At 71.3% G+C, this 24166-nt stretch carries 22 protein-coding genes, 1 tRNA gene and 1 pseudogene; 13 read left to right on the top strand and 11 right to left on the bottom strand.

The genetic code is table 11. The features are described 5' to 3' along the window. The first annotated feature begins 206 nt into the window (after positions 1-206). The 3 genes from ABTX18_RS00640 to ABTX18_RS00650 all read left to right on the top strand — a co-directional run bounded on the left by ABTX18_RS00640 (position 207) and on the right by ABTX18_RS00650 (position 4837). Positions 207-3581, top strand: a complete 3375-nt coding sequence (locus ABTX18_RS00640) for a pyruvate carboxylase (protein ID WP_352120532.1) — start codon at positions 207-209, stop codon at positions 3579-3581. Positions 3582-3709: 128 nt separating this feature from the next. Then, the gene (locus ABTX18_RS00645; protein WP_352120533.1) at positions 3710-4282 is read left to right on the top strand and encodes a GNAT family N-acetyltransferase; all 573 of its coding nucleotides are present in this window, start codon (positions 3710-3712) and stop codon (positions 4280-4282) included. Between the two features lie 81 nt (positions 4283-4363). Continuing rightward, positions 4364-4837 (top strand): carboxymuconolactone decarboxylase family protein, encoded by a 474-nt coding sequence (locus ABTX18_RS00650; protein WP_352120534.1) that lies wholly within the window; start codon positions 4364-4366, stop codon positions 4835-4837. Between the two features lie 117 nt (positions 4838-4954). Here ABTX18_RS00650 and ABTX18_RS00655 read toward each other — a convergent pair whose 3' ends face one another. Beyond that, positions 4955-5629 (bottom strand): DNA-binding response regulator, encoded by a 675-nt coding sequence (locus ABTX18_RS00655; protein ID WP_352120535.1) that lies wholly within the window; start codon positions 5627-5629, stop codon positions 4955-4957. A gap of 68 nt (positions 5630-5697) precedes the next feature. Here ABTX18_RS00655 and ABTX18_RS00660 point away from each other — a divergent pair, with 68 nt between their 5' ends. Beyond that, positions 5698-6540: an oxidoreductase gene (locus ABTX18_RS00660; protein WP_352120536.1), complete on the top strand. Its 843-nt coding sequence runs from the start codon at positions 5698-5700 to the stop codon at positions 6538-6540. A 163-nt stretch (positions 6541-6703) separates the two neighbouring features. Here the strand turns inward: ABTX18_RS00660 and ABTX18_RS00665 are convergent. Beyond that, positions 6704-6777: transfer RNA gene (locus tag ABTX18_RS00665), tRNA-Met, on the bottom strand. 192 nt (positions 6778-6969) lie between these two features. Between ABTX18_RS00665 and ABTX18_RS00670 the strand changes: the two genes are divergently transcribed. Further along, complete coding sequence (locus tag ABTX18_RS00670; protein ID WP_352120537.1) at positions 6970-7851, top strand: sigma-70 family RNA polymerase sigma factor; 882 nt, start codon at positions 6970-6972, stop codon at positions 7849-7851. Between the two features lie 37 nt (positions 7852-7888). Here ABTX18_RS00670 and ABTX18_RS00675 read toward each other — a convergent pair whose 3' ends face one another. Next, a complete protein-coding gene (locus ABTX18_RS00675; RefSeq protein ID WP_352120538.1) occupies positions 7889-8176 on the bottom strand; it encodes a DUF2087 domain-containing protein in 288 nt (95 codons plus the stop codon). A gap of 154 nt (positions 8177-8330) precedes the next feature. On the opposite strand from ABTX18_RS00675, the gene ABTX18_RS00680 reads away from it, so the two are divergent. Beyond that, complete coding sequence (locus ABTX18_RS00680) at positions 8331-8780, top strand: GNAT family N-acetyltransferase (RefSeq protein ID WP_352120539.1); 450 nt, start codon at positions 8331-8333, stop codon at positions 8778-8780. Between the two features lie 49 nt (positions 8781-8829). On the opposite strand, the gene ABTX18_RS00685 is transcribed toward ABTX18_RS00680, so the two are convergent. The 6 genes from ABTX18_RS00685 to ABTX18_RS00710 form a co-directional block, all read right to left on the bottom strand. Then, the gene (locus ABTX18_RS00685) at positions 8830-10320 is read right to left on the bottom strand and encodes a UDP-N-acetylmuramoyl-L-alanyl-D-glutamate--2,6-diaminopimelate ligase (protein WP_352120540.1); all 1491 of its coding nucleotides are present in this window, start codon (positions 10318-10320) and stop codon (positions 8830-8832) included. 497 nt (positions 10321-10817) lie between these two features. Beyond that, positions 10818-11993 (bottom strand): S1 family peptidase, encoded by a 1176-nt coding sequence (locus ABTX18_RS00690; protein ID WP_352120541.1) that lies wholly within the window; start codon positions 11991-11993, stop codon positions 10818-10820. 181 nt (positions 11994-12174) lie between these two features. Then, on the bottom strand, positions 12175-13707 hold the full coding sequence (locus ABTX18_RS00695; RefSeq protein WP_352120542.1) for a carboxylesterase/lipase family protein: 1533 nt from the start codon (positions 13705-13707) through the stop codon (positions 12175-12177). Between the two features lie 132 nt (positions 13708-13839). After that, positions 13840-14109 (bottom strand): hypothetical protein, encoded by a 270-nt coding sequence (locus ABTX18_RS00700; RefSeq protein ID WP_326733446.1) that lies wholly within the window; start codon positions 14107-14109, stop codon positions 13840-13842. 35 nt (positions 14110-14144) lie between these two features. Next, positions 14145-14582 (bottom strand): MarR family winged helix-turn-helix transcriptional regulator, encoded by a 438-nt coding sequence (locus tag ABTX18_RS00705; RefSeq protein ID WP_352121139.1) that lies wholly within the window; start codon positions 14580-14582, stop codon positions 14145-14147. Between the two features lie 91 nt (positions 14583-14673). Further along, on the bottom strand, positions 14674-15225 hold the full coding sequence (locus tag ABTX18_RS00710; protein ID WP_352120543.1) for a GH25 family lysozyme: 552 nt from the start codon (positions 15223-15225) through the stop codon (positions 14674-14676). Between the two features lie 184 nt (positions 15226-15409). Between ABTX18_RS00710 and ABTX18_RS00715 the strand changes: the two are divergent. Further along, a pseudogene (locus ABTX18_RS00715) lies at positions 15410-16078 on the top strand (NADPH-dependent F420 reductase); the annotation flags it as partial. Positions 16079-16155: 77 nt separating this feature from the next. On the opposite strand, the gene ABTX18_RS00720 reads toward ABTX18_RS00715, so the two are convergent. Continuing rightward, entirely contained in the window at positions 16156-17028 is an 873-nt protein-coding gene (locus ABTX18_RS00720) for an oxidoreductase (RefSeq protein WP_352120544.1), read from the bottom strand. 115 nt (positions 17029-17143) lie between these two features. On the opposite strand from ABTX18_RS00720, the gene ABTX18_RS00725 reads away from it, so the two are divergent. Both ABTX18_RS00725 and ABTX18_RS00730 read left to right on the top strand, forming a co-directional pair. Then, positions 17144-18073, top strand: coding sequence for a LysR family transcriptional regulator (locus ABTX18_RS00725; RefSeq protein ID WP_352120545.1), 930 nt, complete (start codon positions 17144-17146; stop codon positions 18071-18073). Between the two features lie 97 nt (positions 18074-18170). Beyond that, a complete protein-coding gene (locus ABTX18_RS00730; protein ID WP_352120546.1) occupies positions 18171-18695 on the top strand; it encodes an SRPBCC family protein in 525 nt (174 codons plus the stop codon). Positions 18696-18709: 14 nt separating this feature from the next. Here ABTX18_RS00730 and ABTX18_RS00735 read toward each other — a convergent pair whose 3' ends face one another. Next, a complete protein-coding gene (locus ABTX18_RS00735; RefSeq protein WP_352120547.1) occupies positions 18710-19549 on the bottom strand; it encodes a pentapeptide repeat-containing protein in 840 nt (279 codons plus the stop codon). Between the two features lie 157 nt (positions 19550-19706). Here ABTX18_RS00735 and ABTX18_RS00740 point away from each other — a divergent pair, with 157 nt between their 5' ends. The 4 genes from ABTX18_RS00740 to ABTX18_RS00755 all read left to right on the top strand — a co-directional run bounded on the left by ABTX18_RS00740 (position 19707) and on the right by ABTX18_RS00755 (position 24154). Then, entirely contained in the window at positions 19707-20198 is a 492-nt protein-coding gene (locus ABTX18_RS00740; RefSeq protein WP_352120548.1) for a hypothetical protein, read from the top strand. An 88-nt stretch (positions 20199-20286) separates the two neighbouring features. Beyond that, positions 20287-20514: a hypothetical protein gene (locus tag ABTX18_RS00745; protein WP_352120549.1), complete on the top strand. Its 228-nt coding sequence runs from the start codon at positions 20287-20289 to the stop codon at positions 20512-20514. Positions 20515-20878: 364 nt separating this feature from the next. After that, positions 20879-22045, top strand: a complete 1167-nt coding sequence (gene rhaI / locus ABTX18_RS00750) for an L-rhamnose isomerase (protein WP_352120550.1) — start codon at positions 20879-20881, stop codon at positions 22043-22045. Between the two features lie 63 nt (positions 22046-22108). Further along, a complete protein-coding gene (locus ABTX18_RS00755; protein ID WP_352120551.1) occupies positions 22109-24154 on the top strand; it encodes a bifunctional aldolase/short-chain dehydrogenase in 2046 nt (681 codons plus the stop codon). Positions 24155-24166: the final 12 nt, after the last annotated feature.

Raw genomic sequence — 24166 nt, forward strand, 5'->3', positions numbered from 1 at the left:
CGCGGGCCGGAATCGCGGCACGTGACGCACGCCATCCTTTGCGCCCGCGATCTCTGGGAAGGTCTCCGGTACGGTGTCGAACGCTCCGGCCCGAGAGGCACGGAGCACTTCGCCACCGCCACCCGACCACCGGATGCCGATACGTGCGTCCCGTGCGACATCGCCTGTCCTGAGGCCACGCGCCCGTGACACGACTGGGGAGTTTGATGTTCGAGAAGGTATTGGTCGCCAACCGCGGGGAGATCGCGATCCGGGCGTTTCGCGCGGCGTTCGAGCTCGGCATCTCCACCGTGGCCGTGTATCCGCACGAGGACCGCAATTCCCTGCACCGCGCCAAGGCCGACGAGGCCTACCGGATCGGGGAGCCCGGGCATCCCGTACGGGCCTACCTCTCGGTGGACGAGGTGGTCGAGGCGGCGCGGAAGGCGGGCGCGGACGCCATCTACCCGGGGTACGGCTTCCTGTCGGAGAACCCGGACCTCGCGGCCGCGTGCTCCGCGGCCGGTATCACGTTCGTCGGGCCGCCGGCATCGGTGCTGAACCTGACGGGGAACAAGTCCCGGGCGGTGGCGGCCGCCCGGGCGGCCGGCGTGCCGGTGCTGAAGTCGTCCGAACCCTCGGAAGACGTGGACGCGCTCGTCGCGGCCTCCGACGACATCGGCTTCCCGGTCTTCGTGAAGGCCGTCGCCGGTGGCGGCGGGCGCGGGATGCGCCGCGTCGCGGAGCCGGGTGAGCTGCGCGAGGCGATCGACGCGGCGATGCGCGAGGCCCGCTCCGCGTTCGGCGACGCGACGGTCTTCCTGGAACAGGCCGTGATCAACCCCCGCCACATCGAGGTGCAGATCCTCGCCGACGCCGACGGCAATGTCGTCCATCTCTACGAGCGGGACTGCTCCTTGCAGCGCCGCCACCAGAAGGTCGTCGAGATCGCCCCCGCCCCGAACCTCGACCCGGAGCTGCGAAGCCGGATCTGCGCCGACGCGGTCGCCTTCGCGCGCCACATCGGATACGTGAACGCGGGCACCGTCGAGTTCCTCGTCGACGAGCGCGGCAATCACGTGTTCATCGAGATGAACCCGCGCATCCAGGTCGAGCACACCGTCACCGAGCAGGTGACCGGACGCGACCTGGTCATCGCGCAGCTGCGCATCGCCGCCGGCATGACGCTGCCCGATCTGCGTCTCACGCAGGACGACATCACCCTCAACGGCACGGCCATGCAGTGCCGCATCACGACGGAGGACCCCGCCAACGGGTTCCGTCCGGACACCGGCACCATCTCCGCCTACCGCTCGCCGGGCGGGCCCGGCGTACGGCTGGACGGCGGAACCGTCCACACCGGCGCCGAGGTGTCGGCCCACTTCGACTCGATGCTGGTCAAACTGACCTGTCACGGGCATGACTTCGCCAACGCGGCCCGTCGCGCACGACGGGCGATCGCGGAGTTCCGCATCCGGGGAGTGGCGACGAACCTGCCGTTCCTGGGGGCCGTGCTGGACCAGCCCGACTTCCGGGCGGGGCGCATCACGACCAGCTTCATCGAGGAGCACCCGGAGCTGATCCGGGCCCGCCCGTCGGCGGACCGGGGCAGCCGCATGCTGACGTACCTCGCCGAGACCACCGTCAACCGGCCCTACGGTCACCGCCCTTCCGTCATCGAGCCCGCCGACAAGCTGCCCGCCCTTCCGGCCGGCACACCGCCGGCCGGGTCTCGGCAGCGCCTCGCGGCCATCGGTCCGCAGGCGTTCGCCGCCGAGCTGCGCGCCCAGTCGGCCGTCGCCGTCACCGACACCACGTTCCGCGACGCCCATCAGTCGCTGCTGGCCACCCGGGTCCGTACCCGCGACCTGCTCGCCGTCGCCCCGCACGTCGCGCAGACCGTGCCCCAGCTCCTCAGCATCGAGTGCTGGGGCGGTGCCACCTACGACGTGGCGCTGCGCTTCCTGGCCGAGGACCCGTGGGAGCGGCTGGCCAAGCTGCGGGAGGCCGTGCCCAACATCTGTACGCAGATGCTGCTGCGCGGGCGCAACACCGTCGGGTACACGCCGTACCCCACCGAGGTCACCGAGGCGTTCGTCGCCGAGGCCGCGTCCACCGGGATGGACATCTTCCGGATCTTCGACGCCCTCAACGACGTGTCCCAGATGCGTCCGGCGATCGACGCCGTCCGCGCCACCGGCACCTCGCTCGCCGAGGTGGCCCTGTGCTACACCGCTGACCTCTCGGATCCCGGCGAGACCCTGTACACGCTGGACTACTACCTGCGTCTCGCCGAGCAGATCGTGGAGGCGGGAGCGCATGTGCTCGCCATCAAGGACATGGCCGGGCTGCTGCGCCCGCCGGCGGCCCGTACCCTCGTCACCGCGCTGCGCGAGCGGTTCGACCTGCCGGTCCACCTGCACACCCACGACACCGCCGGCGGGCAGCTCGCCACGCTGGTCGCCGCGATCGACGCGGGCGTGGACGCGGTGGACGCTGCGGTCGCGTCCATGGCCGGGACCACCAGCCAGCCCCCCATGTCGGCGCTGGTGGCCGCCACGGACCACACCGAGCGCGCGACCGGCCTCTCCCTCCAGGCGGTCGGCGACCTGGAGCCCTACTGGGAGGCGACCCGCAAGGTGTACGCCCCCTTCGAGTCCGGGCTGGCCTCGCCGACCGGCCGGATCTACCACCACGAGATCCCCGGCGGCCAGCTGTCCAACCTGCGTCAGCAGGCCATCGCCCTCGGTCTGGGCGACCGCTTCGAACTCATCGAGGACTGCTACGCCGCGGCCGACCGCATGCTCGGCCGGCTGGTGAAGGTGACGCCCTCCTCGAAGGTTGTCGGTGACCTGGCCCTGCATCTGGTGGGCGCGGGGGTCGAGGCGTCGGACTTCGAGTCGGATCCCGGCAAGTTCGACGTGCCGGACTCCGTGATCGGGTTCCTGCGCGGCGAACTCGGCGACCCGCCCGGCGGCTGGCCGGAGCCCTTCCGTACCCGCGCCCTGCAGGGCCGTCCGGCGAAGGCGCAGACCCCGCATCTGTCGGACGAGGACCGCGAAGCCCTGCGGCAGTCCCCGCGCGCGACGCTGAACCGGCTCCTGTTCCCGGGCCCGACGAAGGAGTTCGACGCGCACCGCGAGGCGTACGGGGACACCTCCGTCCTGCCGACGCAGGACTTCCTGTACGGCCTGGAGACGGAGACCGAGCACACGGTCACGCTCGATCCCGGTGTCACGCTGCTGATCGAGCTGGAGGCGATCTCCGAGGCCGACGAGCGTGGTTTCCGCAGCGTGCTGGCCACCCTCAACGGGCAGTTGCGTCCGGTGTCGGTACGGGACAAGTCCGTGGCGACCGAGGTGAAGGCGGCCGAGAAGGCGGACCGCGGCAACGCGGGCCATGTCGCCGCGCCGTTCGCCGGTGTCGTGACCCTGCAGGTGGAGGAGGGCGCCACGGTGTCGGCCGGCCAGACGGTCGCCACGATCGAGGCGATGAAGATGGAGGCCTCGATCACCGCGCAGGCCGCGGGGACCGTGCGCCGCCTGGCGATCGGGAAGGTGCAGCAGGTCGAGGCCGGTGACCTGCTCATCGAGATCGCCTGAGCCCCGGGCCCGCCCGCACGCACGTCTGCGGGCGGGCGGGACCCGTCGGCCCCTTCCTTACGGGACACAGCCGCCGTCCGCAGGCGTGGGCCCGCCCGCACACCGTGCCCGCATGTCACTGTGGGGCCATGACCATTGACGTTCGCCCGGCATCGGACTTCGAGGATGTCCGCGCTCTCCTCGGCCCCAAGTCACCGGGGGCCAACGTCTGCTGGTGCCTCAGCTACCGGATCCCGTCCAAGCTCAACAACGAACTGCGCGGTCCGGCTCGTGGCGAGTACGTCGCCGAGCTGTGCCACGCACAGCCCGCGCCCGGTGTCCTCGCCCACGACGGCGACGAGCCGGTCGGCTGGGCCGCCGTCGCACCGCGCTCCGCCACCTCGTTCGCGCGCAGCCGGCGGATCCCGCACATCGACGACCTCCCGGTCTGGTCCCTGTGGTGCATCCGCGTGCGCCCCGGCCACCGGAAGCAAGGGATCTCGCACGCGCTCATCGCCGGCGCCGTCGAGTTCGCACGCGCCAACGGCGCGCCCGCGATCGAGGCCTATCCGCTCGACAGCGGTGACGCCAAGGTGGACCTGACCATGGCGTACGCCGGGATCCGGAAGAACTTCGAGCGCGCCGGGTTCACTCATGCCGCCGACACCACGTCCGTACTGGCCGGGCACCCCCGGGTCCTGATGCGCCTCGATCTGCGCTGACTGTTCCCGGGCGCCCGTGTCACATTCTGCCGAGCCGACTCGTCACAGAGGTGTATCCGTCTTCACGGCAAGGAGATCACCATGGAAGCGCGTCTCAACCTTTTCGCCAACCCGCTCGCGGGCAAGTCCTTGAAGCACCTGGTCGCCGCGGGGACGGCCTTCGCCGGCTCGACGCTGCCGGCTGCGACGGCGGAGCTGGTGAGGCTCCGCGCAAGCCAGATCAACGGCTGCGGGTTCTGCACCGACATGCACACCAAGGACGCCGCGCACGCCGGGGAGACCGCGACCCGGCTCCACCTCGTCGCGGCCTGGCGGGAGGCGACCGTGTTCACCGACGCCGAGCGCGCGGCGCTGGAGCTGGCGGAGCAGGGGACCCGCATCGCGGACGCGGCCGGAGGTGTCACGGACGAGGCCTGGGCGAACGCGGCCAAGTACTACGACGAGGACCAGCTCGTCGCCTTGGTGGCCACGATCGCGCTCATCAACGCCTTCAACCGGCTGAACGTCATCGTCCAGCAGCCGGCGGGCGACTACCGGCCCGGCCAGTTCGCATAGTCCGAGGCCCGGGCCCCCGGCACCGGGCCCGACGCTCTCGTACACCGGCGCTCTCCTGCACCGGACGCCCGGACGAAGTGCCCGCCCGCCCTGCCCGCCCCGAGGGAGAGCAAGTGTTCACTTCGTCCGGCGCGGCAGTCCCAGCTCTCCCGCCCTCAGGCCGGCCTGGAAGCGTGAGCCCGCGTCGAGGGTGGCCATGAGTTCGGCCACCCGCCGTCGATAGGTGCGCAGCGAGACACCGAGCCGTCGGGCCGCCGATGCGTCCGTGAGCCCCGAACCGAGCGCGTCGAGGATCCTCCGGCCGTCGGCATCGAGATGCGGAACGTCCTGCCGGAGGTAGGCGTCGAAATCCATGGAGCTGTCCCAGATCGCGGAGAACAGGGAGTGCACCGCGTCGACCGTGGTCGATGACGTGGTCACGGTGTACTGCCGGCCGGTGGGCGTCTCCCGGCCGGCGAGGATGGTCACCCGCCGGTCGATGATGATCGTCTCGTGCGGCAGCGCTGAGCCGCTGATCCGGACCTGGGCGCCCCGGCTCCGCACCAGCCGCACGTGCGCACGGGTCTCCTCATCGGCGAGCGCCGTCGGGCTGAGCAGTTTGCGGGTGGTCAGGCCCGGAGAATTCGTGGCCCGCATGCGGGTGCCGATCGCCGCTCTGGCCGCCGGCTGCGACCAGGTGTCGAGGTCCCTGGCGACGCACAGGAACTCGGTGCGCGCCGACTCGAAGAGATGACCGGCGCGCGCGAGCAGCTCCGCGTCCCCTTGGACCGAGAACATCTGTTCATTCCGCACGCGGCCAGTCTGACAGCAAGCTGCCACGGGCTCGCCCGCACTGCCCCCTGCCCCACACCATGGATCCCATGACGATCAAGACTTTCCCCCTCGGCGGCGACCTGACCATCCATCGGCTCGGATTCGGCGCCATGCGTCTGGCGATGAGTACGTTCGACGGCCCGGCGCGCGACCCGCGTGACGGCATCGCGGTGCTCCGGCGGGCCGTGGCACTGGGTGTGAACCACATCGACACGGCCGGGTTCTACGGCAGAGGCACGGTCCGGGCCAATGAGCTGATCCGTACGGCTCTGGCGCCCTACCAGGACGATCTGGTGATCGCGACGAAGGTCGGGCCGCTGCCCGGACCGGGTGGTGTTCCGAGCGGGCAGGCGACGCCCGGTCAGTTGCGCGCCCTGGTCGAGGCGGATCTGCGAGCCCTCCAACTGGACCGGCTCGATCTCGTGTACCTGCGGGTGGGCGGCGTCACCGGGCCGGGCGGCGAATCGATCGCGGAACGGTTCGCGGTGCTGGCCGGGCTGCGCGAGGAGGGGCTGATCCGGCACCTGGGCGTCAGCAACGTCGATGCCGCCCAGTTCACCGAGGCCCGGGCCATCGCGCCCGTCACCGCGGTGCAGAACCAGTACGGCGAGGACATGGAGCTTCTCGCGGAGTGCGAGGCATCGGGGATCGCGTACGTGCCGTACTTCCCGCTCGGCGGTGGCCGCACGCCGCTCGACAGCGAACGGCTCGGCAAGGTCGCGGCCCGACTGGGCGTGAGTGTGGCTCAGGTACGGATCGCCTCGCTGCTGGCGTCGTCACCGTCGATGCTGGCGATTCCGGGCACCGGCTCCCTCGCACACCTGGAGGAGAACCTGGCGGCGAACGATATCCGTCTCGTCGAGGAGGACCTGTCCGGCCTGCGCGGCTGACCCGCCTTTTCCGGCGGAGGTGCGGGAGGCGGCTACGCCGGCGCCGATCCGGGGCGGGCCCGAACTGCACCGGGCAGCCCGCTGTTGCCTCGTACTGCACACCGCTGGGTGGCGGAATGAGGCAGGGCCCGGAACCAATGGTTTCCGGGCCCTGCCTCGACAGTAGCGGGGACAGGATTTGAACCTGCGACCTCTGGGTTATGAGCCCAGCGAGCTACCGAGCTGCTCCACCCCGCGTCGTTGTGATCCCTACCGTATGCCATCCGGGCGGCCCCCGTGACCACCTGCCTGCCCGGGGCCCCTGTTCCCGGTCGTGCGGCGGGGCCCCTCGGATGCGGTCCACGCGGGCCGGCGTTCTTGTCGTGTCCTGCACACCAGTAGTTTCTGGTGAGCAGCTTCAGTGGACCCGCCGACGAAGGAATGTGACACATGGACGACCGCACCGCGCTGGCCGAACGGTTCGAGGCGGACAGGAGCCACCTGAAGGCGGTCGCGTACCGGATGCTGGGTTCGGCGAGCGAGGCCGAGGACGCGGTACAGGAATCCTGGCTGCGAGCTGCCCAGGCCGACGTCAGCGAGGTGCACAACCTCACCGGGTGGCTGACCACCGTGGTGGGCCGGGTCTGTCTGAACATGCTCCGCAGCCGCCGTACCCGGCGTGAGGATCCTCTCGACGCGTACGACCGGACGCCCGGCCCCGACGAGGGGGACGATCCGGAGCAGGAGGCCCTGCTGGCCGACTCCGTCGGGCTGGCCCTCCTGGTGGTGCTCGACAAGCTGGCACCGGCGGAACGCCTCGCCTTCGTGCTCCACGACATGTTCGCCGTGCCCTTCGCGGAGATCGGCCCCCTGCTCGACCGTTCCCCGGACACCGCCCGGCAGCTCGCGAGCCGGGCCCGTCGCCGGATCAAGGGCGGCGCCGCCTCGTCGCCCGGTGCGGATCCGCTCCGGCGCCGCCAGGTCGTCGAAGCCTTCCTGTCCGCCTCCCGCGCCGGGGACTTCGACGCACTGGTGGCACTGCTCCACCCGGACGTGGTGCTGCACGCCGACCGGTCGGTCATCCCCAGCCCCGAACCCGTCGTGGTCCGGGGCGCCGACACCGTGGCGCGAGGTGCGATGGCGGCCACGGGCCGCGCGCTGTTCACCGGGGTGGCGCTTGTCGACGGAGCGGTCGCCCTGGCGATGGCGCCGCAGGGACGACTGCGCCTGGTTCTCGATTTCACCCTTGTGGACGGGCTGATCTCCGGCATCGACGTCGTCGCGGACCCGGACCGCCTCGACGCGCTCGACATCGGCGTCCTCGACGACTGACACGGGCCTGGCGGCGCCGCTCCCCCGGGCGGCGGCGTCAGGCCACCGGCTGTGCGAGGCGGCGGTAGCTGACGCCGTCCTTGGTCCGCGAGAGCAGGCCGCCGATGACCAGATAGCGGCGCAGCGCGGCGCAGTCCTCATGAACGGTGAGGAGGGCATCGTTGACTTCGCGTTCGGTGTACGTCCGGTCGGGCTGGAACAGCGTCTCGGTGAGGTGTTCGAGGAGCTGTCGGCGACGGGTCGTCTTGCGCGGGATCGTCGTCAGCCGCCCCTGCGAGAAGAGGGCGGACACGCCATGGCTGGAGCTTGATCGGTTGTCGTGCATGGCCCGGAGCCTCTCAGCCGGTTCCGGCGCGCGGCAACGTGTTTATCCGTGGGCCGGAGCGGGCGGAGCCGGGGTGGTGGGCCCCGCGCTGTCCGAAGTCTGCTGAAAGTGGGAGCGAGTTGACGCGTGGGCATCCCCCCTGTTTCCTGCTGCGATGACTGAGATTCTTCGTTTCGAGCGGGTGGACGTGGACGGCGACACCCTGCTCGAGGACTGGCGGTACGTCCACAACGCGATCATCCCCACGGCCGTGCTGTCGCTTCAGGCGGTCCGCGAACGGGCCGGACGCAACCGGCTCACCGTCGCGTATCTCGACGGCCTGCCGGTGGGCTGTTCGACCGTGCGACCGCCGGCGGAGGCCTCCACGGCGGCCACCGTGATCGCGCGGGTACTGCCGGACCATCGCGGCAGGGGCTTCGGCGGGCAGTTGTACGAGCGCGGTCTGGCGGACGCTCGCGCACTCGGCGCCCCCGTGATCGAGACCTGCGTACTGGAGTCCAACCCGGAGGGGCTGCGCTTCGCGCTCGGCCGTGGATTCGTCGAGACCGAGCGGTACGTACTGCCGGGTGACAGCGTGCCGTTCATCGATCTGCGGCTGGCCTGACACATGCGCCGGGAGGCGGCGCTCCGCGGCGGTCGCAGAGCGCCCGCTGTCAGTTCTGGAGGGCGGCGAGTTCGCGGACCGTCGCCATGTCGCTGAAGGGGATGAGCTCTTCGCCGACGATCTGGTGGGGCTCGCTGCCCTTTCCCGCGACCAGCACGATGTCGTCGGGCCCGGCGGCCGACAGGGCGAGGGCGATCGCTTCGCGGCGGTCCGCGCGGCGTTCGAACCTCGTCCCCGTGGCCCGGAGACCCGGGGCGATCTGGTCCATGATCGCCTCGGGGTCCTCGTTCCGCGGGTTGTCGGAGGTCAGGACGCACAGGTCGGAGCGCGTACCGGCGATCTCGCCCATCCGTGCCCGCTTGGTGACGTCCCGGTCTCCCCCGCAGCCGAACACGGTGATGACCTGGCCCGTGGCGAAGTCCCGTACGGTGCCGAGCACTTTGTCCAGGGAGTCCGGGGAGTGGGCGTAGTCCACGATCACCGCCGTGCCGCGCGGCGTCACGAACCGTTCGAGCCGACCGGGGACCGGGGGCATCCGGTCGAGTGCCGCCACCAGGCCCGCGAGGTCATGTCCCAGGAGGTGGCAGGCCGCCACGGAGGCGAGTGCGTTGGAGACGGAGAAGCGTCCCGGCACCGGGATCGCCGCCGGGTACTTGCTCCCCTCGTGGTGGAGGGTGAAGCGGGTGCCGAAGGCGTTCATGCTCAGGTCGGTGGCGCGGTAGTCGGCGGGGGCGTCGATGCCGTACGTGGTGACCATGCCGGGCATCGTCGGCACGATCGCGGCCCCGACCGGGTCGTCCGCGTTGACCACGGCGCGGCGGCAGAGCCCCTGGAAGAGGCGGAGCTTGGCGTCGCGGTAGTGCTCCATGGTGCCGTGGTCGTCCAGGTGGTCCTGGGTGAGGTTGGTGAAGATGCCCACGTCCAGGAAGGCCTGGTCCACGCGGTGGTGCAGCAGGCCCATCGACGTGGCCTCCAGGACCACGGTGGTGACCTCCTGGTCGCGCATCCGGCCGAGGAGGTACTGGAAGTCCGGTGATTCCGGTGTGCTCAGGACGGAGCGGGGCATCGGGATGACCGCGTCACCGATGCGGCTGCCGGACGTGCCGATCACGCCGACCTTCGTACCCTCCGCGATCCTCAGCACGGATTCGACCATGTACGAGACCGAGGTCTTCCCGTTGGTGCCGGTGACGGCCACCATGTCCATGGCCCGGCCCGGTTCTCCGAAGTACCGGGAGGTCACGACGGCCGCCGCGGCCCGGGTGTCGGCCACCCGCACCACGCACGCGCCGGTGCCCGCGGCGTGCACGGCCGCCAGGATCTCCTGCGCCCCGCCGTCCAGGAGCACGGCGACGGCTCCGCGGGCCAGCGCCGCACCGACCGCCCGGGGGCCGCCCTCCTCGTGCCCGGGCACGGCGATGTACAGCGAGCCGGGCGTGACGCGATGGGCGTCGAAGCAGGGTCCGGCGGTGATCGGGGTCCCGGGATCGCCGAGGAGGACCTCGTGATCGTGACCGGCCAGCAACTCCCTCAGATTCATGCGGGGTCCTCTCGAAAATGCGGCTCACCCCGTCGGCCGCCGTCGAGGGGTTGCCGACGGCGCGCCGCGGGAGCTGCGCAGGGTGTGGGGTGCTGCGGTCCGCGCAGCGAAGGGGTGGAACGGCTCCGGTGGCGGAGCGGGAGAGCCCGGCCGGGGCGGGAAGAGCGTCGCGGGACGGCCGGTGGCGGTGGGTCCTGGTCAGCCGTGGCCGTGCAGGGCGCGGCAACGCGCCCGGGGCGCGGCGCGGCCCAGAAGGCGGGGCACCTGTCGCAGGCACTCCCTCACCGCATCTGTGTGACCCATGAGGGGAGTGTACGTCCCGTGGACCGTGCCGGATCCCGGTCGTCGTCGCGGCGCTCGGCGCTCGGCGCTCGTAGTCCTGTCCTGGTGGGGCCGCTGGGCACTCGGGCCGAACAGCTTCGGCCACGCACCGAGGGCCCGCCGCACGGGAGCGGTGTGCTCCCGTGCGGCGGGCCCCGGGGACCGGCCGTCCGGTGTCAGGCCGTGTGCAGAGTGAGCCCGTACCGGTTCAGGATCTCGTTGACCGGCTGATGCCAGGTCTGACCGCCCGAGCTGCAGTTGCCCCATCCTCCGGAGGTGACGCCCTGCGCCTGGTCGCCGCTGATGAAGGATCCGCCCGAGTCGCCGGGTTCGGCGCACACGCTGGTCTTCGTCATCTGGTACACCGCGCCCTGGCTGTAGTTCACCGTCTCGTTGGTGGCGAGCACGTTGCCGCAGTGCCAGTGCGAGGTGGATCCGGACCGGCAGACCGAGGCGCCGACCGGCGCCACGGCCGAGCCGCGGACCAGTTGGTCGGAGACGGTTCCCCAGCCGAGGACGACCGGGACGGTCCACCAGCCGTTGCCCACCCCGACCCAGGCGTAGTCGTCACCGGGGAAGGAGGACCCCTGGAAGTTCCCTATCCCCGATCCGTCCCATCCCCTGACGGACGCGCCCGCCTGCCCGCAGTGTCCGGCGGTGACGAAGCCGCCGTACACGGAGAAACCTATCGAGCACCGGACGTTGCCCGTGTAGTACGGGTCACCGCCCACGGTCCCCGCGGAGAAGGTCCGCGGCGCCTCGGCGGTCTCCTCGACGGCGACGGGGCCGGCGGCCCCGGCCCGCTCGACGAACTGGCGGACATCGTTGTCGGACCGCGCCGAGGAGACGACGTTCACGACGACCTTGTTGGCCTCGGGGTCGACGTGCCAGCTGCTGACCCCCGCGGGCGCCCGGAGCCGGTCGATCTTCGCCTTGACGGCGTCCAGACTGCGCGCGGTGTGGGTCACCAGCCTGACGGCGGCGCCGGTCGCCCGTACGGACGCTGCCTGTTTCTCGCTGGTGACGGCGACCGTGAGGCCGCCCGTGGACGCGTCGAACCAGGAACCGCCGTACGAGGCCCCGGCGGCGCGCTGCGCCCTGGGCTGTAGGGCGGTCGCCGCCTTCTCGGCGGACAGGCGCGCCCTGGCCTGGGCTTCGGTCAGGCCGAGGTCCTTCTGCAGGGCGGCCAGCAGACCGGCGGATGCCTGGCGCGTGTCGGTGGTTGTGGTGGTGGTGCGGGAGTCGGCGGTGGGGGCGTCCGCGGCCGATGCGGACGGGAATCCCGCGCCCGCCCAGGCTCCGACGAGGAGCACGGCGGACAGAGCGGTGCGTAAAGCCGTGGTGCGTCTCACGGTAGTGGCCCTTCTGTTGTTCCGGCGACGTGGGGGAGGAACAGCAGGCGTCCGGGAGCCGTCTCTACTGAGAGCGCTCTCAGAGTGTGCCGATCCGGACTGTAGCCGAGACTCCTTAGCAGGTCCATGCCAATGACAAGCAGCGGCAACCGCCCTTTGGACATGCGGCCGTGAGACCGCGTCAGAGCCGTTCGGGGCGGTAGGTGAACGTGCTCCACAGCCTGCGCAGAGCCCCGGCGTCCTGCCAGAAGTCGGGTCCCGCGGCAGAAGCGGCCGTTCCCCAGATCCTGACCGCGTCGTGCGCGTCGTCACCGACCGGCTTCCAGCCCGGATCGCCGGTGGCCGCGAACCCCGCCCAGGCCGCGACCATCCGGTCGGAGAGACGGTGGTCCGACGGCGTCGGCGGACCGCCGATCAGGAACTGGATGTTCTCCTCGGCGAGGTTCCCGAAGGCGAAGGGGACGTCCGCGCAGTGCCAGGCGTACACCCCCGGCCCGGTCCCGTCCCGCTGCCGGGCGAAGCGCGACAGGAACGTGCGCCCGCCGCTTCGTGTGTGCGCGTCGGCGAGCCGGTTGCTGTACTCACCGAACCTCAGGTCGCCGTGGAGCGCCAGGTGGATGTCGCGCACGGACGCCTCGGGCACGAGGCGGCGATAGCCCTCGGGCAAGGACTCCGGGAGGCCGAAGTCCTCGATGAAACGGGTCAGTTCCTCCTCCGTGGCGGCCTCGGCGCAGCTGTCTACAGCGCTCATCAGCCAGTACTCCTGCGTGGTGTGGCAGACGAGGAGATCGGTGTCCCGGGCCACGCCGGCCGCGATCAGGTCCAGTGGGTCGGCGCGCAGAAGGTGTCCGTCGGCGACCGGGCCGAAGATGACGGGGTCCCAGGAGAGGCGCCCGGAGTGCGGGTCCTGCCGGTAACCGTCGGCGACCGCGTCGGACGCCCGTACCAGGGACTGCGGGGACGCGGCCGCGAATCCGGCGTGGGTGGCGGGGACCCCCGCCGCGGCGGCCACCTTCCGCGCGAGGCGCTCGGCGAGTGCCGGTGCGAAGACGGGGCCGACCGCGCTGTGCGCGATCGCCCGCCGGAACAGCCCGCGTGCCCCGTCCATGGTCATCAGGCAGGCCGCGGACGTCGCTCCCGCGGACTGGCCTGCCACGGTGACACGGTCGGGCGCGCCGCCGAAGGACGCGATGTTGTCGCGTACCCACTCCAGCGCGGCGATCTGGTCGAGCAGCCCGCGGTTCGGCGGGCAGGCGTCCTCGCCGTCGGACGGAATGTGGCCGAATCCCTCGAATCCGACCCGGTAGTTGAGGCTGACGACGACCAGGCCGGCACGGGCGAGCGCTGTTCCGTCGAAGCCCGGCTCGGCGCCGGACCCGAAGGTGTAGGCCCCGCCGTGGATCCAGACGAGCACCGGCAGCGGGCGGTCCTCGGTCCCCTTCGCGCGTTCGGGCGTCCAGACGTTGAGGCTGAGGACGTCCTCGTCACCCGGCGACCACCGCGGTGCGCCCGGCAGCTCGGCCGACTGCGGCGATACGGGGCCGTATTCCACACAGTCCCGGACGCCCGCCCAGGGGCGCCGGGGGCGCGGCTCCCTGAACCGGTCTGCTCCGAAGGGCGGTTCGGCGTACGGGATCCCGAGCACCGCGACGACGCCCCGCACCGCGGCCCGTCCGCGCACCCGGCCGTTCACCGTGTCGAAAACACTGGTCAAGACTGCTCTGCCCCTCTTCGCTTCCCACCCCTGCCTGGCGGCACGAAGGCAGAATGACAGAGCGGACGGCCGCGGCGCGAGCGAAATGATCACCACCCGCGCCTGACGCCCAGGTGTGCGCCGCGGCTGTGGTCAGCCGGCCTGGCCGATCGCGCTGCGGAGCATGGCCACGGTGGTCGCCGCGGCGGCGCGCTCCGCCTCGTCGTCCGTGGCGCGCACCCGCTCCTCCAGCAGCACGACGGCCGCCTGGAGCACACCCACCCGCACCGGAACGCTCTGCATGGCCGTCAGCACGGCCGCCGCCTGCTCGGCAGGCGTCGCGGTCGCGGCCTGCGGAATGAGGGTGGAGATTCCGCGCCCGAGTGCACGGTCACGAGGCGGCTGAGCCGCGGCAGTGGTCACCGAGGAAGTCTGCCGTACGCGGGTCCCGGAATGGGTCAGCGACCTGGCCGCGCCGCTCCCCCGGTCCGCAGATGGTTGTGCACGCGTGTCAACAGGGCCGTCAGCCGGGCGCGTTCTCGCGCGTTCAACGGCGCCAGTACGTCGTCCTGCACGGAACTCGCGTCGGCCCGGAGCCGGTCGAACAGTGCGCGGCCCGCCGGGCTGACGGTGACCGTCACACGCCGCCGGTCGGTCGTATCGCGTGCCCGGTCCACCAGTCCGGCCTCGCCCAGCTCGTCGATGATCTTCACGATGTCACTGCGGTCGATCGTCAGCCGCGACGCCAGTTCCCGTTGCGCATGGGGGCCGAAATCGACCAGGGCGGCCAGCACCGCCATGTGCGGGAGCCGGAAGCCGCGGTCGGCCAGCCGTTCGGCCAGGCGACTGCGCGCGGCCTTGCCCGTCCTGGACATGAGGTAGGTCGTGAGTCCCATGAGACTGGGTGGGGTCTCGTTCTCGTTCACCTTTATATCGTAGGCACAGGCCCATGATGGGTGCGCACCCATCAAACCCGCCGGACAGGCCCTAACCCCCGGCCCAGGTGCGCATGGCCGCCCGGGAGGAGAAGGCGGCGACATCCCTGTCCAGCGGCTCGTCCGTGTACTGATGGATGCGCCAGGACGCCTTGATTCGGGGCTTTCCGGGGGTGACGTAATCGGCGATCCAGAGACCGTCCCCGGCGTACGACGTGGTGTCGTGGTTCAGCCAGAAGTAGCGGTTGCAGTAGAGCAGCATCTTGTGGTGCGGCCGCCGTCGTTTGACCTCGCGGATGAAGCGGTCCTTCTCCGCGTTGCTCGCGTGCGTGCCCTCGCCGTTCTGCTCCCAGTCGACGACCAGCAGCTCGCCCGCCCTTTCCGGCGCCTTGCTCAGGAAATACTCCGCCTGCGCCGTGATATTCCCGGGCCACAGGAAGTGGTAGAACCCGACGACGCATTCCGCGTCCCGGGCACGCTTCGTCTGCGCCGCCAGGCGCGGGTTGATGTACGAACGGCCCTCGGTGGCCTTGATGAGGACGAAATCCAGCCCGTCCGTTTCGAACGACGGCTGATAGGCACTGACGTCGACACCGTGCAGCATGGGTACCGCCTCACACGTGGTCCGGCAATTCCGCTTCCCTCTCCGATACGTGCCCGCAGCCGACGGTTCCCACCCGTCCCGGGGGCCGCCGAATCGTTTGTTCGACAGGGTGGAATAGCTCCGGGCAAGCAGCAGTTGGTGAACCGGAGAGACTGTTTTCACGCATCCCACGCAGCATCGGAAGGCCGGAACCATGAAGATCGGCATCATCGGGGCAGGGAATATCGGCGGCAACCTCACCAGGCGCCTCAGCGCGCTCGGCCATGAGGTGTCCGTCGCCAATTCGCGGGGTCCGCAGACGCTCACCGCACTGGCCGAGGAGACCGGTGCCACCGCCGTCACCGCCGCCGAGGCGGCGAACGGCGCGGAGGTCGTGGTCGTCACCGTTCCGCTCAAGGCCGTTCCGGCGCTTCCCGCCGGCCTCCTCGACGGTGCGGCGGAGGGCGTCGCGGTCATCGACACCGGGAACTACTACCCGCGCGAGCGCGACGGCCGGATCGCTGCCATCGAGGACGGCCTGCCGGAGAGCCGGTGGACGGAGGAACGGATCGGCCACCCCGTCATCAAGGCCTTCAACGGGACGTACGCGCAGGACATCCTCACCAACGGCCGTCCCAAGGGCACCGAGGGTCGTCAGGCGCTGCCGGTGGCCGGGGACGACGCCGCGGCCAAGCAGAAGGTCCGCGACCTGATCGACGAACTGGGGTTCGACACGGTGGACGCGGGTGGGCTCGACGAGTCGTGGCGCCAGCAGCCCGGTACGCCGGTGTACGGCAACCAGGGCGATGTGGCGGCGATCGAGAAGGCCCTGGCCTCGGCGTCCGCGGAGCGCACCGCCGAGTGGCGGGCCTGACAGCCCTGTCCGGCGGACATGCGGCAGGGGTACGGATATGGCCCACCCCTGCCGCACCGCTCACGGCCGCCCGGACATCAGCTGTCGTAGCCGGTGCTGCGGCTGACCTTCTCCCAGGCCAGGACCTCGGCGCGGGAGGCATCGAGGCTGGCCAGAACCGCGTCGGTGGCGTCGTTTCCGAGCGGCAGCCGGAGCGGGGTGTCCTGAGCGGCCAGTGCCGTCAGGATGGCGGCCGCGGCCCTGTCCGGGTCACCCTCCTGCTTGCCGTCGGAGTCCGGAAGGTTGCTGCGGACCGGTCCCACCGTGTCCTCGTACGCGGGAAGGGCCGCCGACTGGCGCAGGGCCCCTCCCCCGGCGAATCCGGTGCGAAACGACCCGGGCTCGACGATCAGGACCTTGATGCCGTGCGGCGCCACCTCGGCGGCCAGCGCCTCGGACAGGCCTTCCAGCGCGAACTTCGTCGCCGAGTAGCCGCCGACTCCGGGGAAGGTGAACCGGCCGCCCATGCTGCTCATCTGGACGACGGCACCGGAGCCGTTGCGGCGCATGTGCGGCAGCACGGCCCGTACCAGCGCCGCCGGCCCGAAGAAGTGCAGGTCCATGAGGTCGCGCAGTTCGCGGTCGGTCGTCTCCTCCACCGCTCCGACCAGCCCCATGCCCGCGTTGTTGACCACCACGTCTATCCGGCCGTACCAGAGCATGGTGTCCGCCACGACGTCGGCGATGCGCGCCGTGTCGGTGACGTCCAGCTGCACGGCGACGGCACGGTCGGGGTGTGCCGCCACCAGGTCGTCGAGTGCCGCAGGCCTGCGGGCCGTGGCGACGACGGTGTCCCCGGCCGCGAGGGCGGCCGTGGCGATGGCGCGGCCGAAGCCGGAGGATGCCCCGGTGATGAGCCAGACACGGCCCGGAGCGTTGTCGCGGGCAGCTGCTGTGTGTTCGGCGGTCATGTCCAACTCCAGGTGTGGGTGGCGCTGTTGCGGTGATCCAGTTATGTCATCCGGCTGCCAGGGAGGTCCAAGACAGAGATCCGCCGGACCGATAAACGGGCCTTATGATCGCTGGATGGAGCTGCGCCAGCTGCACTACCTCACCGTGATCGCCGAAGAGGAGAATCTGGGGCGGGCCGCCAAGCGGCTGTTCGTCAGCCAGCCCGCCCTCTCGTACGCACTGAAGAGCCTTGAGTCCGAACTCGGAGTGCGCCTCTTCGACCGGCACGCCGGTGGCGTCTCGGCGACCGCCGCGGGGCATGACGTGATCGCCGAGGCCCTGCTCACGGTGCGCCAGTCCGAGCGGGTGAGCGCTGCGGCCGAGCGGCATGTGCGGGGTGAGACGGGGGTCCTGCGGGTGGGGTTCGAGGCGAGTGGTGCCGGCGAACTGACCACGCGGGCGCGCGCGGAGTTCTCCCGGCGGCACCCGGGCGTGCGAGTGGCGCCCAAGCGCTACGACTGGGGACAGGAGGCCGACGCGCTGCGGGACGGGCTGACGGATGTGGCCTTCGTCTGGCTGCCCAATGACCTGACCGGTCTGCACAGCGAGTTGGTACACACGGAGCCGCGCGTCGTGGGGTTGCCCTCCGGACACGCCCTGGCGGCCCGATCGGGCGTCTCGGTGCTGGAGGTCGGGGACGAACCGCTGCTGTGGACGCAGCGGGCGCCCCGGGAGTGGGTGGACTGGTGGGCCGTCAACCCGCGCCCGGACGGGTCGAGTCCACGGTGGGGGCCGACCAACGACAACGTCGAGGAGATGCTGGAGCAGGTCGCTGAGGGGGCCGCCATCTGTTTCGCCCCGCTGAGCATGGCGCGGTACTACGCGCGGCCCGACCTCTCCTGGGTTCCGCTGACGGACGTGGAACCGCTGCGCGTCGTGCTCGCCTGGCCCGAGGAGGGCGACAACGCGCTGGTCCGGGGATTCGCCGGCGTGGTGCGTGAACTCTCCGCGTCGGAGCCGGGCGCACTGACGAAGCGGCCGGAAACCGCCACCGGGCCCGTATGACCGGTGAGTAGGGTGTGGGTCCCGGGAGCCCGTCGGCCGTGCGGCCGTTCCGACGGCCCGGTGGTTGCCGGAGTCGGCCGTGGAACGGAAGTGCCTCATGCCCCGCACCATGTCCGTGTCGGACAGCATCGTGGTTCTCGCCGAGCCCTTGTTCGTGTACGAACAGTTGAGCGACCCCACGGAGATGGGCCGCTGGAGTCCGGAGAACCGGGGCGCGAGAGTGCTCGGGGAGCGTCGGGGCGCCTACGTCGGGATGGTCTTCGAGGGCCGGAACAAGCGCGGGGCCCTGCGCTGGAGTACCCGGTGCACGGTGACGGCGGCCGACCCGGGGGAACGGTTCGCCTTCCGCGTCCACGCCATCGGGGCGAAGCGGCCGCGGCTGCCCGGCGCGATCGCCACCTGGGAGTACCGCTTCGAGGCCGCGGCCGGCGGCACCAGGGTCACCGAGACCTGGACGGACGACCGCCGCGCCTGGCCGGACTTCCTGGCCAACGCCTTCGACCGGGCGGCGACCCGGGGGCACACCTTCGCCGAGTTCCAGCGCGGCAACATCCGTAGCACGCTCCAGCGTCTCAAGGCGGTGCTGGAGGCGGCGCCGTCCGACGGGTCCCGGCCCCTCTGAGCAGTGGCGGCCGGTCACTTCTCCCAGTGGGCGGGGCGGCCGAGGGTGGGGGGAAGCCTGGTGGCGCCGTTCCCCTTGGCCGCGTTGAGCTGGGACTGCGTCAGGAAGAGCGCCCCGGTCAGATCGGCGCCGGACAGGTCGGCGTCCCGGAAGTCCGCTCCGATCAGATCGGCCAGCCGCAGGTCGGCGCCGGCGAGGTCCGCCGCGATGAGGTAGGCGCCGCGCAGGTCGGCGCCCCGCAGGTCCGCTCCCCTGAGGCGGGCGGCGATCAGGTCCGCGCCGCGGTGGCTGCGCTTCTTCTTGCGGGGCGCGGTGGCGCGCACGAGTTCGCTGGTCCGCGCCAGGAGCGCGGCGACCCCGTCACGGTGCGCCGCCACGTCCAGGTCGGCGAACGCGTCGGCGTCGAGGTGGGTGAGCCGTTCGGTCTCCGCCAGGGTGCGCCGGATCTCACCGTGCAGGGAGCGGGCCGGTGCCAGGGACGCCGCCTCCGTGAGGTACCAGAGGAGCTCGTGGAGCTGCCGCACGACCGGGAAGACCTGGAACATCTGCCGGGCGCTGTCCGGGGCCGCGCGCCAGTCCCGCCCGCCGAAGGTCTCACCCGACACCTTCTGGCCCGCGCCGAAGCAGTCGTACACCGTGCAGCCGGCGAAGCCCTCGGTGCGGAGCCGGGTGTGGATGCCGCAGCGGAAGTCGTCCTGGAGGTTGCCGCAGGGTGTGCCGGCGTCCTTGTCGACGGCGAAGTCCGCGGACCGGGTGAGGGTCAGGGCGACGCAGCACAGTCCGAAACAGTTCCCGCAGTCGGCACGCAGAGCGGCACGGCCGTCGGTGTCGCGGGCTCGGTCGTTGTCGGGCACGGTACGTGAGTCCTTCGGTGATGCGTGGTCGATGGCCGGTCGAGCCTATCGAGGTACGGGGCTCCGCCCCGCCACGAGGGGTGCTCGGGGCCGTCCGACCGGTGTCAGTGGGGCGGCGCACACTGGCATGCGTGCGGCACTGACGAGAGGGGATCGGATGAGCACCGGGGAAGGGACCGGTTTCGAACCGGCGACCGGGGACGGCCCGCCGCTCCCGGAACCGGCCGGAGCGCGGGCCGCCTCGGTGCGGACTGCCTTCGACGGGATGCTCCAGATCCGGCGCCTGACGAACACCGGGCACCCCGCGCCGGAGGCGGTGCCGGCGGCCTGGGAACTGCACAGGGCGGTACGGGCTGTTGCCCTGGCCCTCGAGGCGTCGGGGCGGGCCGCCTCGGCCGTTGACGCGTCAGGACAACGCACGGCGACGGGCTACCGGGTGTCCGCGGGCGCGTCGCCGGGCACCGTCCGGGTGGAGTGGCTGGGTCCGCCGGGCAGCGGCGCGGCGCACGAGGAGGAGAGTGAGCTGACCCGGTGCGTGGCGGTGCTCCGGGAGTTGGGCTGGATCGCCCTGCTCTACCGCGGACCGCGCAGCCGCAGGTTCCTGGAGGTCGAGCCGCCGACGGGAACGGCTCGGCCGGACAGCCGATAGGAGGCGTGCCGCGGCCGTCGCCGAGGTCCGTTGTCAGACCCATGAGGGATGCTTGTGGGTCCGACACCTCTGACCGGGAGATGCTGAGATGAGCGATGACGAACTCGCCGCGGCGCAGGCGTACGTCCGTTTACTGGAGGCGACGCGGGCGGCGCTCTGCGATCCGGACGACGCCCCGCTGTACATGCCGTTGCTCGCCTCGCCGATCGCCGAGGCGGACGGCGCGCTGCGCCGCGCGGGCCTGTCGGGCAATGAGCCACGGTTCTTCGACCTCGTCCGCTCGCTCCAGCCCAGCATGTCCGGCAGCGGGCACTGAGCGGACCGCTCCGGCAGCGGGCACCGAGCGGCCGGAGTCTTTGAGCGGCCGTCGGGCCTTCCCCGGCTGCGGCGCCGGACCGGCTCCCGTACAGCACGGCCGTCCGGCCGGCCGTCCCCCGCGCCGCTGAGCCGTCCACGTCCGTTGCGCCCCCGGCCCGCCCCTAAATCCCGGGGCGGGCCGGGCCCGTCTTCGGCCGGGACGCCCCGGTCCGTGGTGAATTGATTCAACCTCGTCCGACCTCAGATGCAGACTGCCCGGCCTCTTGACTAGTGAGCGAGGCCAGACCTAGCGTACGGTCGAATGAAACGATTCACATGCTCGACGATCTCGGTCGTCGGGGGACTCTGCTTACGAGGTGTTCATGTCTGATGTGTCGGCCGTCAAGGCAGCCCTGATGTCTCAGGTGATCGAGACCCCGTCGTGGGGATACGGCAATTCCGGGACCCGGTTCAAGGTGTTCGCGCAGGCCGGCGTGCCGCGCGACCCGTTCGAGAAGATGGAGGACGCGGCGCAGGTCCACGCCTTCACCGGCGTCGCTCCGAAGGTGTCCTTGCACATTCCCTGGGACAAGGTCGAGGACTACGCCGCCCTCACCCGCCACGCGGAGGGCCTCGGGCTGCGGATCGGCGCCATCAACTCCAACGTATTCCAGGACGACGACTACAAGCTCGGCTCGGTCACCCACCCCGACGCGGCGGTGCGGCGCAAGGCGACGGACCATCTGCTGGAGTGCGTCGACGTCATGGACCAGACGGGGTCACCCGATCTCAAGCTGTGGTTCTCCGACGGGACGAACTACCCGGGGCAGGATGACATCGTTGCCCGCCAGGACCGGCTGGCCGAGTCGCTGGCGGAGGTGTACGAGCGGCTCGGGGACGACCAGCGCATGCTGCTGGAGTACAAGCTCTTCGAGCCGGCCTTCTACACGACGGACGTGCCCGACTGGGGCACGGCGTACGCGCACTGTCTCAAGCTCGGTCCGAAGGCGCAGGTCGTCGTGGACACGGGGCACCACGCCCCCGGCACGAACATCGAGTTCATCGTGGCCCTGCTGCTCCGGGAAGGCCGGCTCGGCGCGTTCGACTTCAACTCCCGCTTCTACGCGGACGACGACCTGATGGTCGGCGCGGCCGATCCCTTCCAGCTCTTCCGGATCATGCACGAGGTCGCGAAGAACGGCGGTCTCCGCTCCGAGACCAACGTCAATTTCATGCTCGACCAGTGCCACAACATCGAGGCGAAGATTCCCGCCGTGATCCGGTCGGTCGCCAATGTGCAGGAAGCGACGGCCAAGGCCCTGCTGGTCGACATGGACGCGCTCGCCGCCGCGCAGAAGTCGGGCGACGTGCTCGCCTCGAACGCCGTGCTGATGGACGCCTACAACACCGATGTCCGGCCGCTGCTGGCCGAGGTCCGGGAGGAACAGGGACTGGCCGGCGACCCGTTCGCCGCCTACCTCGCCTCCGGCAACCAGGAGCGCATCGCCGCCGCCCGGGTGGGCGGCACCCAGGCCGGCTGGGGCGCCTGACCCCGGTCGCGTCCGCACACCGCCGCCCCTCGCCCCCGCACACCTCCTCCCGAAGGAATGCTCATGACGTCCCCGACCCACTCCGAAGTCGCCGCGCTCCTGGAGCGCGCACACCGGATCGGATCCGACCCGCGCAACACCAACTACGCGGGTGGCAACACCTCGGTGAAGGCCACCGGCCACGACCCGGTGACCGGTGGTGAGACCGAACTCCTGTGGGTCAAGGGCTCCGGGGGCGACCTCGGCACCCTCAAGGAGGAGGGGCTCGCCGTGCTGCGCCTGGACCGGGTCCGCGCCCTCAAGAAGGTGTACCCGGGCGTCGAGCGCGAGGACGAGATGGTGGCGGCGTTCGACTACTGCCTGCACGGCAAGGGAGGCGCGGCGCCGTCGATCGACACCGCCATGCACGCCCTGGTCGAGGCGGCGCACGTCGACCATCTGCATCCGGATTCGGGAATCGCCCTGGCGTGCGCGGCCGACGGGGAGAAGCTGACCGCCGAGTGCTTCGGCGACAAGGTGGCCTGGGTGGGATGGCGCCGGCCCGGGTTCCAGCTCGGCCTGGACATCGCCGCCGTCAAGGAGGCCCATCCGCGGGCCGTCGGCGTCGTCCTGGGCGGTCACGGAATCACCGCCTGGGGCGAGACGTCGGACGAGTGCGAGCGCAACGCCCTGTGGATGATCCGTACGGCGGAGACCTTCCTGGTGGAGCGCGGCAGGCCCGAGCCGTTCGGCGCCGTGCTGCCCGGCCGCGCCGCGTTGTCCGCCCCTGAGCGCCGGGAGCGGGCGGCGGCGCTGGCCCCGGTGATCCGCGGCCTGGCGTCCACCGACCGCCCCCAGGTCGGCCACTTCACGGACGCCGGGCCGGTGCTGGACTTCCTCTCCCGCGCCGAGCACCCGCGGCTCGCCGCGCTCGGCACGTCGTGCCCGGACCACTTCCTGCGTACGAAGGTCAGCCCGCTGGTGCTCGACCTTCCGGCGGACGCACCGGTCGCCGAGGCGGTGGAGCGGCTGAAGGCACTGCACGGCGAGTACCGCGAGGCGTATCGCGCGTACTACGAGCGGCACGCCGTCCCGGACTCACCCGCCATGCGCGGCGCTGATCCCGCGATCGTGCTCGTGCCCGGCGTCGGGATGTTCTCCTTCGGCAAGGACAAGCAGACCGCCCGCGTCGCCGGGGAGTTCTACCTCAACGCCATCAACGTGATGCGTGGCGCCGAGGCCGTCTCCACGTACGCGCCGATCGAGGAGTCCGAGAAGTTCCGGATCGAGTACTGGGAGCTGGAGGAGGCCAAGCTGCGCCGGATGCCGAAGGCGAAGCCGCTGGCCACCCGGGTCGCGCTGGTGACCGGCGCCGGGTCGGGGATCGGGCGCGCCATCGCGCACCGGCTGGTGGCCGAGGGCGCCTGTGTGGTGGTGGCGGACCTGAACGCCGAGAACGCGGCCGCGGTCGCGGAGGACCTGGGCGGACCGGACCGGGCCGTGGCGGTCACCGTCGACGTCACGAGCGAGGACCAGATCGCGGAGGCCTTCCGGGCCGCCGTGCTCGCGTTCGGCGGGGTGGACCTCGTCGTGAACAACGCGGGGATCTCCATCTCCAAGCCGCTGCTGGAGACCACGGCGCGTGACTGGGACCTCCAGCACGACATCATGGCGCGCGGCTCGTTCCTCGTGGCGCGCGAGGCCGCCCGGGTCATGCAGGCGCAGAACATCGGCGGCGACATCATCTACATCGCTTCCAAGAACGCCGTGTTCGCCGGCCCGAACAACATCGCGTACTCGGCGACCAAGGCCGACCAGGCGCACCAGGTACGGCTGCTGGCGGCCGAGCTCGGCGAGCACGGGATCCGCGTCAACGGCATCAACCCGGACGGGGTGGTGCGGGGTTCGGGGATCTTCGCCGCCGGCTGGGGCGCCCAGCGGGCGGCGACGTACGGCATCGAGGAGGAGAAGCTCGGCGAGTTCTACGCCCAGCGCACCCTGCTCAAGCGCGAGGTGCTGCCCGAGCACGTCGCCAACGCCGTGTTCGCGCTGACCGGCGGCGATCTCACCCACACCACCGGCCTGCACATTCCGGTGGACGCCGGTGTGGCCGCCGCCTTCCTGCGATGACCTGGACGCGAT

Source organism: Streptomyces sp. NPDC096323 (assembly GCF_040302845.1).
GTDB lineage: Bacteria > Actinomycetota > Actinomycetes > Streptomycetales > Streptomycetaceae > Streptomyces.

Excerpts from the sequence above, each read along its gene's own strand:
- ABTX18_RS00685 (WP_352120540.1), bottom strand. The coding sequence starts at position 10,320 with ATGAATCTGAGGGAGTTGCTGGCCGGTCACGATCACGAGGTCCTCCTC.
- ABTX18_RS00710 (WP_352120543.1), bottom strand. The coding sequence starts at position 15,225 with ATGCTGCACGGTGTCGACGTCAGTGCCTATCAGCCGTCGTTCGAAACG.
- ABTX18_RS00725 (WP_352120545.1), top strand. The coding sequence starts at position 17,144 with ATGGAGCTGCGCCAGCTGCACTACCTCACCGTGATCGCCGAAGAGGAG.
- ABTX18_RS00740 (WP_352120548.1), top strand. The coding sequence starts at position 19,707 with ATGAGCACCGGGGAAGGGACCGGTTTCGAACCGGCGACCGGGGACGGC.
- ABTX18_RS00675 (WP_352120538.1), bottom strand. The coding sequence starts at position 8,176 with ATGCACGACAACCGATCAAGCTCCAGCCATGGCGTGTCCGCCCTCTTC.
- ABTX18_RS00640 (WP_352120532.1), top strand. The coding sequence starts at position 207 with ATGTTCGAGAAGGTATTGGTCGCCAACCGCGGGGAGATCGCGATCCGG.
- ABTX18_RS00680 (WP_352120539.1), top strand. The coding sequence starts at position 8,331 with ATGACTGAGATTCTTCGTTTCGAGCGGGTGGACGTGGACGGCGACACC.
- ABTX18_RS00755 (WP_352120551.1), top strand. The coding sequence starts at position 22,109 with ATGACGTCCCCGACCCACTCCGAAGTCGCCGCGCTCCTGGAGCGCGCA.
- ABTX18_RS00660 (WP_352120536.1), top strand. The coding sequence starts at position 5,698 with ATGACGATCAAGACTTTCCCCCTCGGCGGCGACCTGACCATCCATCGG.
- ABTX18_RS00730 (WP_352120546.1), top strand. The coding sequence starts at position 18,171 with ATGCCCCGCACCATGTCCGTGTCGGACAGCATCGTGGTTCTCGCCGAG.
- rhaI (WP_352120550.1), top strand. The coding sequence starts at position 20,879 with ATGTCTGATGTGTCGGCCGTCAAGGCAGCCCTGATGTCTCAGGTGATC.
- ABTX18_RS00645 (WP_352120533.1), top strand. The coding sequence starts at position 3,710 with ATGACCATTGACGTTCGCCCGGCATCGGACTTCGAGGATGTCCGCGCT.
- ABTX18_RS00705 (WP_352121139.1), bottom strand. The coding sequence starts at position 14,582 with ATGGGACTCACGACCTACCTCATGTCCAGGACGGGCAAGGCCGCGCGC.
- ABTX18_RS00650 (WP_352120534.1), top strand. The coding sequence starts at position 4,364 with ATGGAAGCGCGTCTCAACCTTTTCGCCAACCCGCTCGCGGGCAAGTCC.
- ABTX18_RS00670 (WP_352120537.1), top strand. The coding sequence starts at position 6,970 with ATGGACGACCGCACCGCGCTGGCCGAACGGTTCGAGGCGGACAGGAGC.
- ABTX18_RS00745 (WP_352120549.1), top strand. The coding sequence starts at position 20,287 with ATGAGCGATGACGAACTCGCCGCGGCGCAGGCGTACGTCCGTTTACTG.
- ABTX18_RS00720 (WP_352120544.1), bottom strand. The coding sequence starts at position 17,028 with ATGACCGCCGAACACACAGCAGCTGCCCGCGACAACGCTCCGGGCCGT.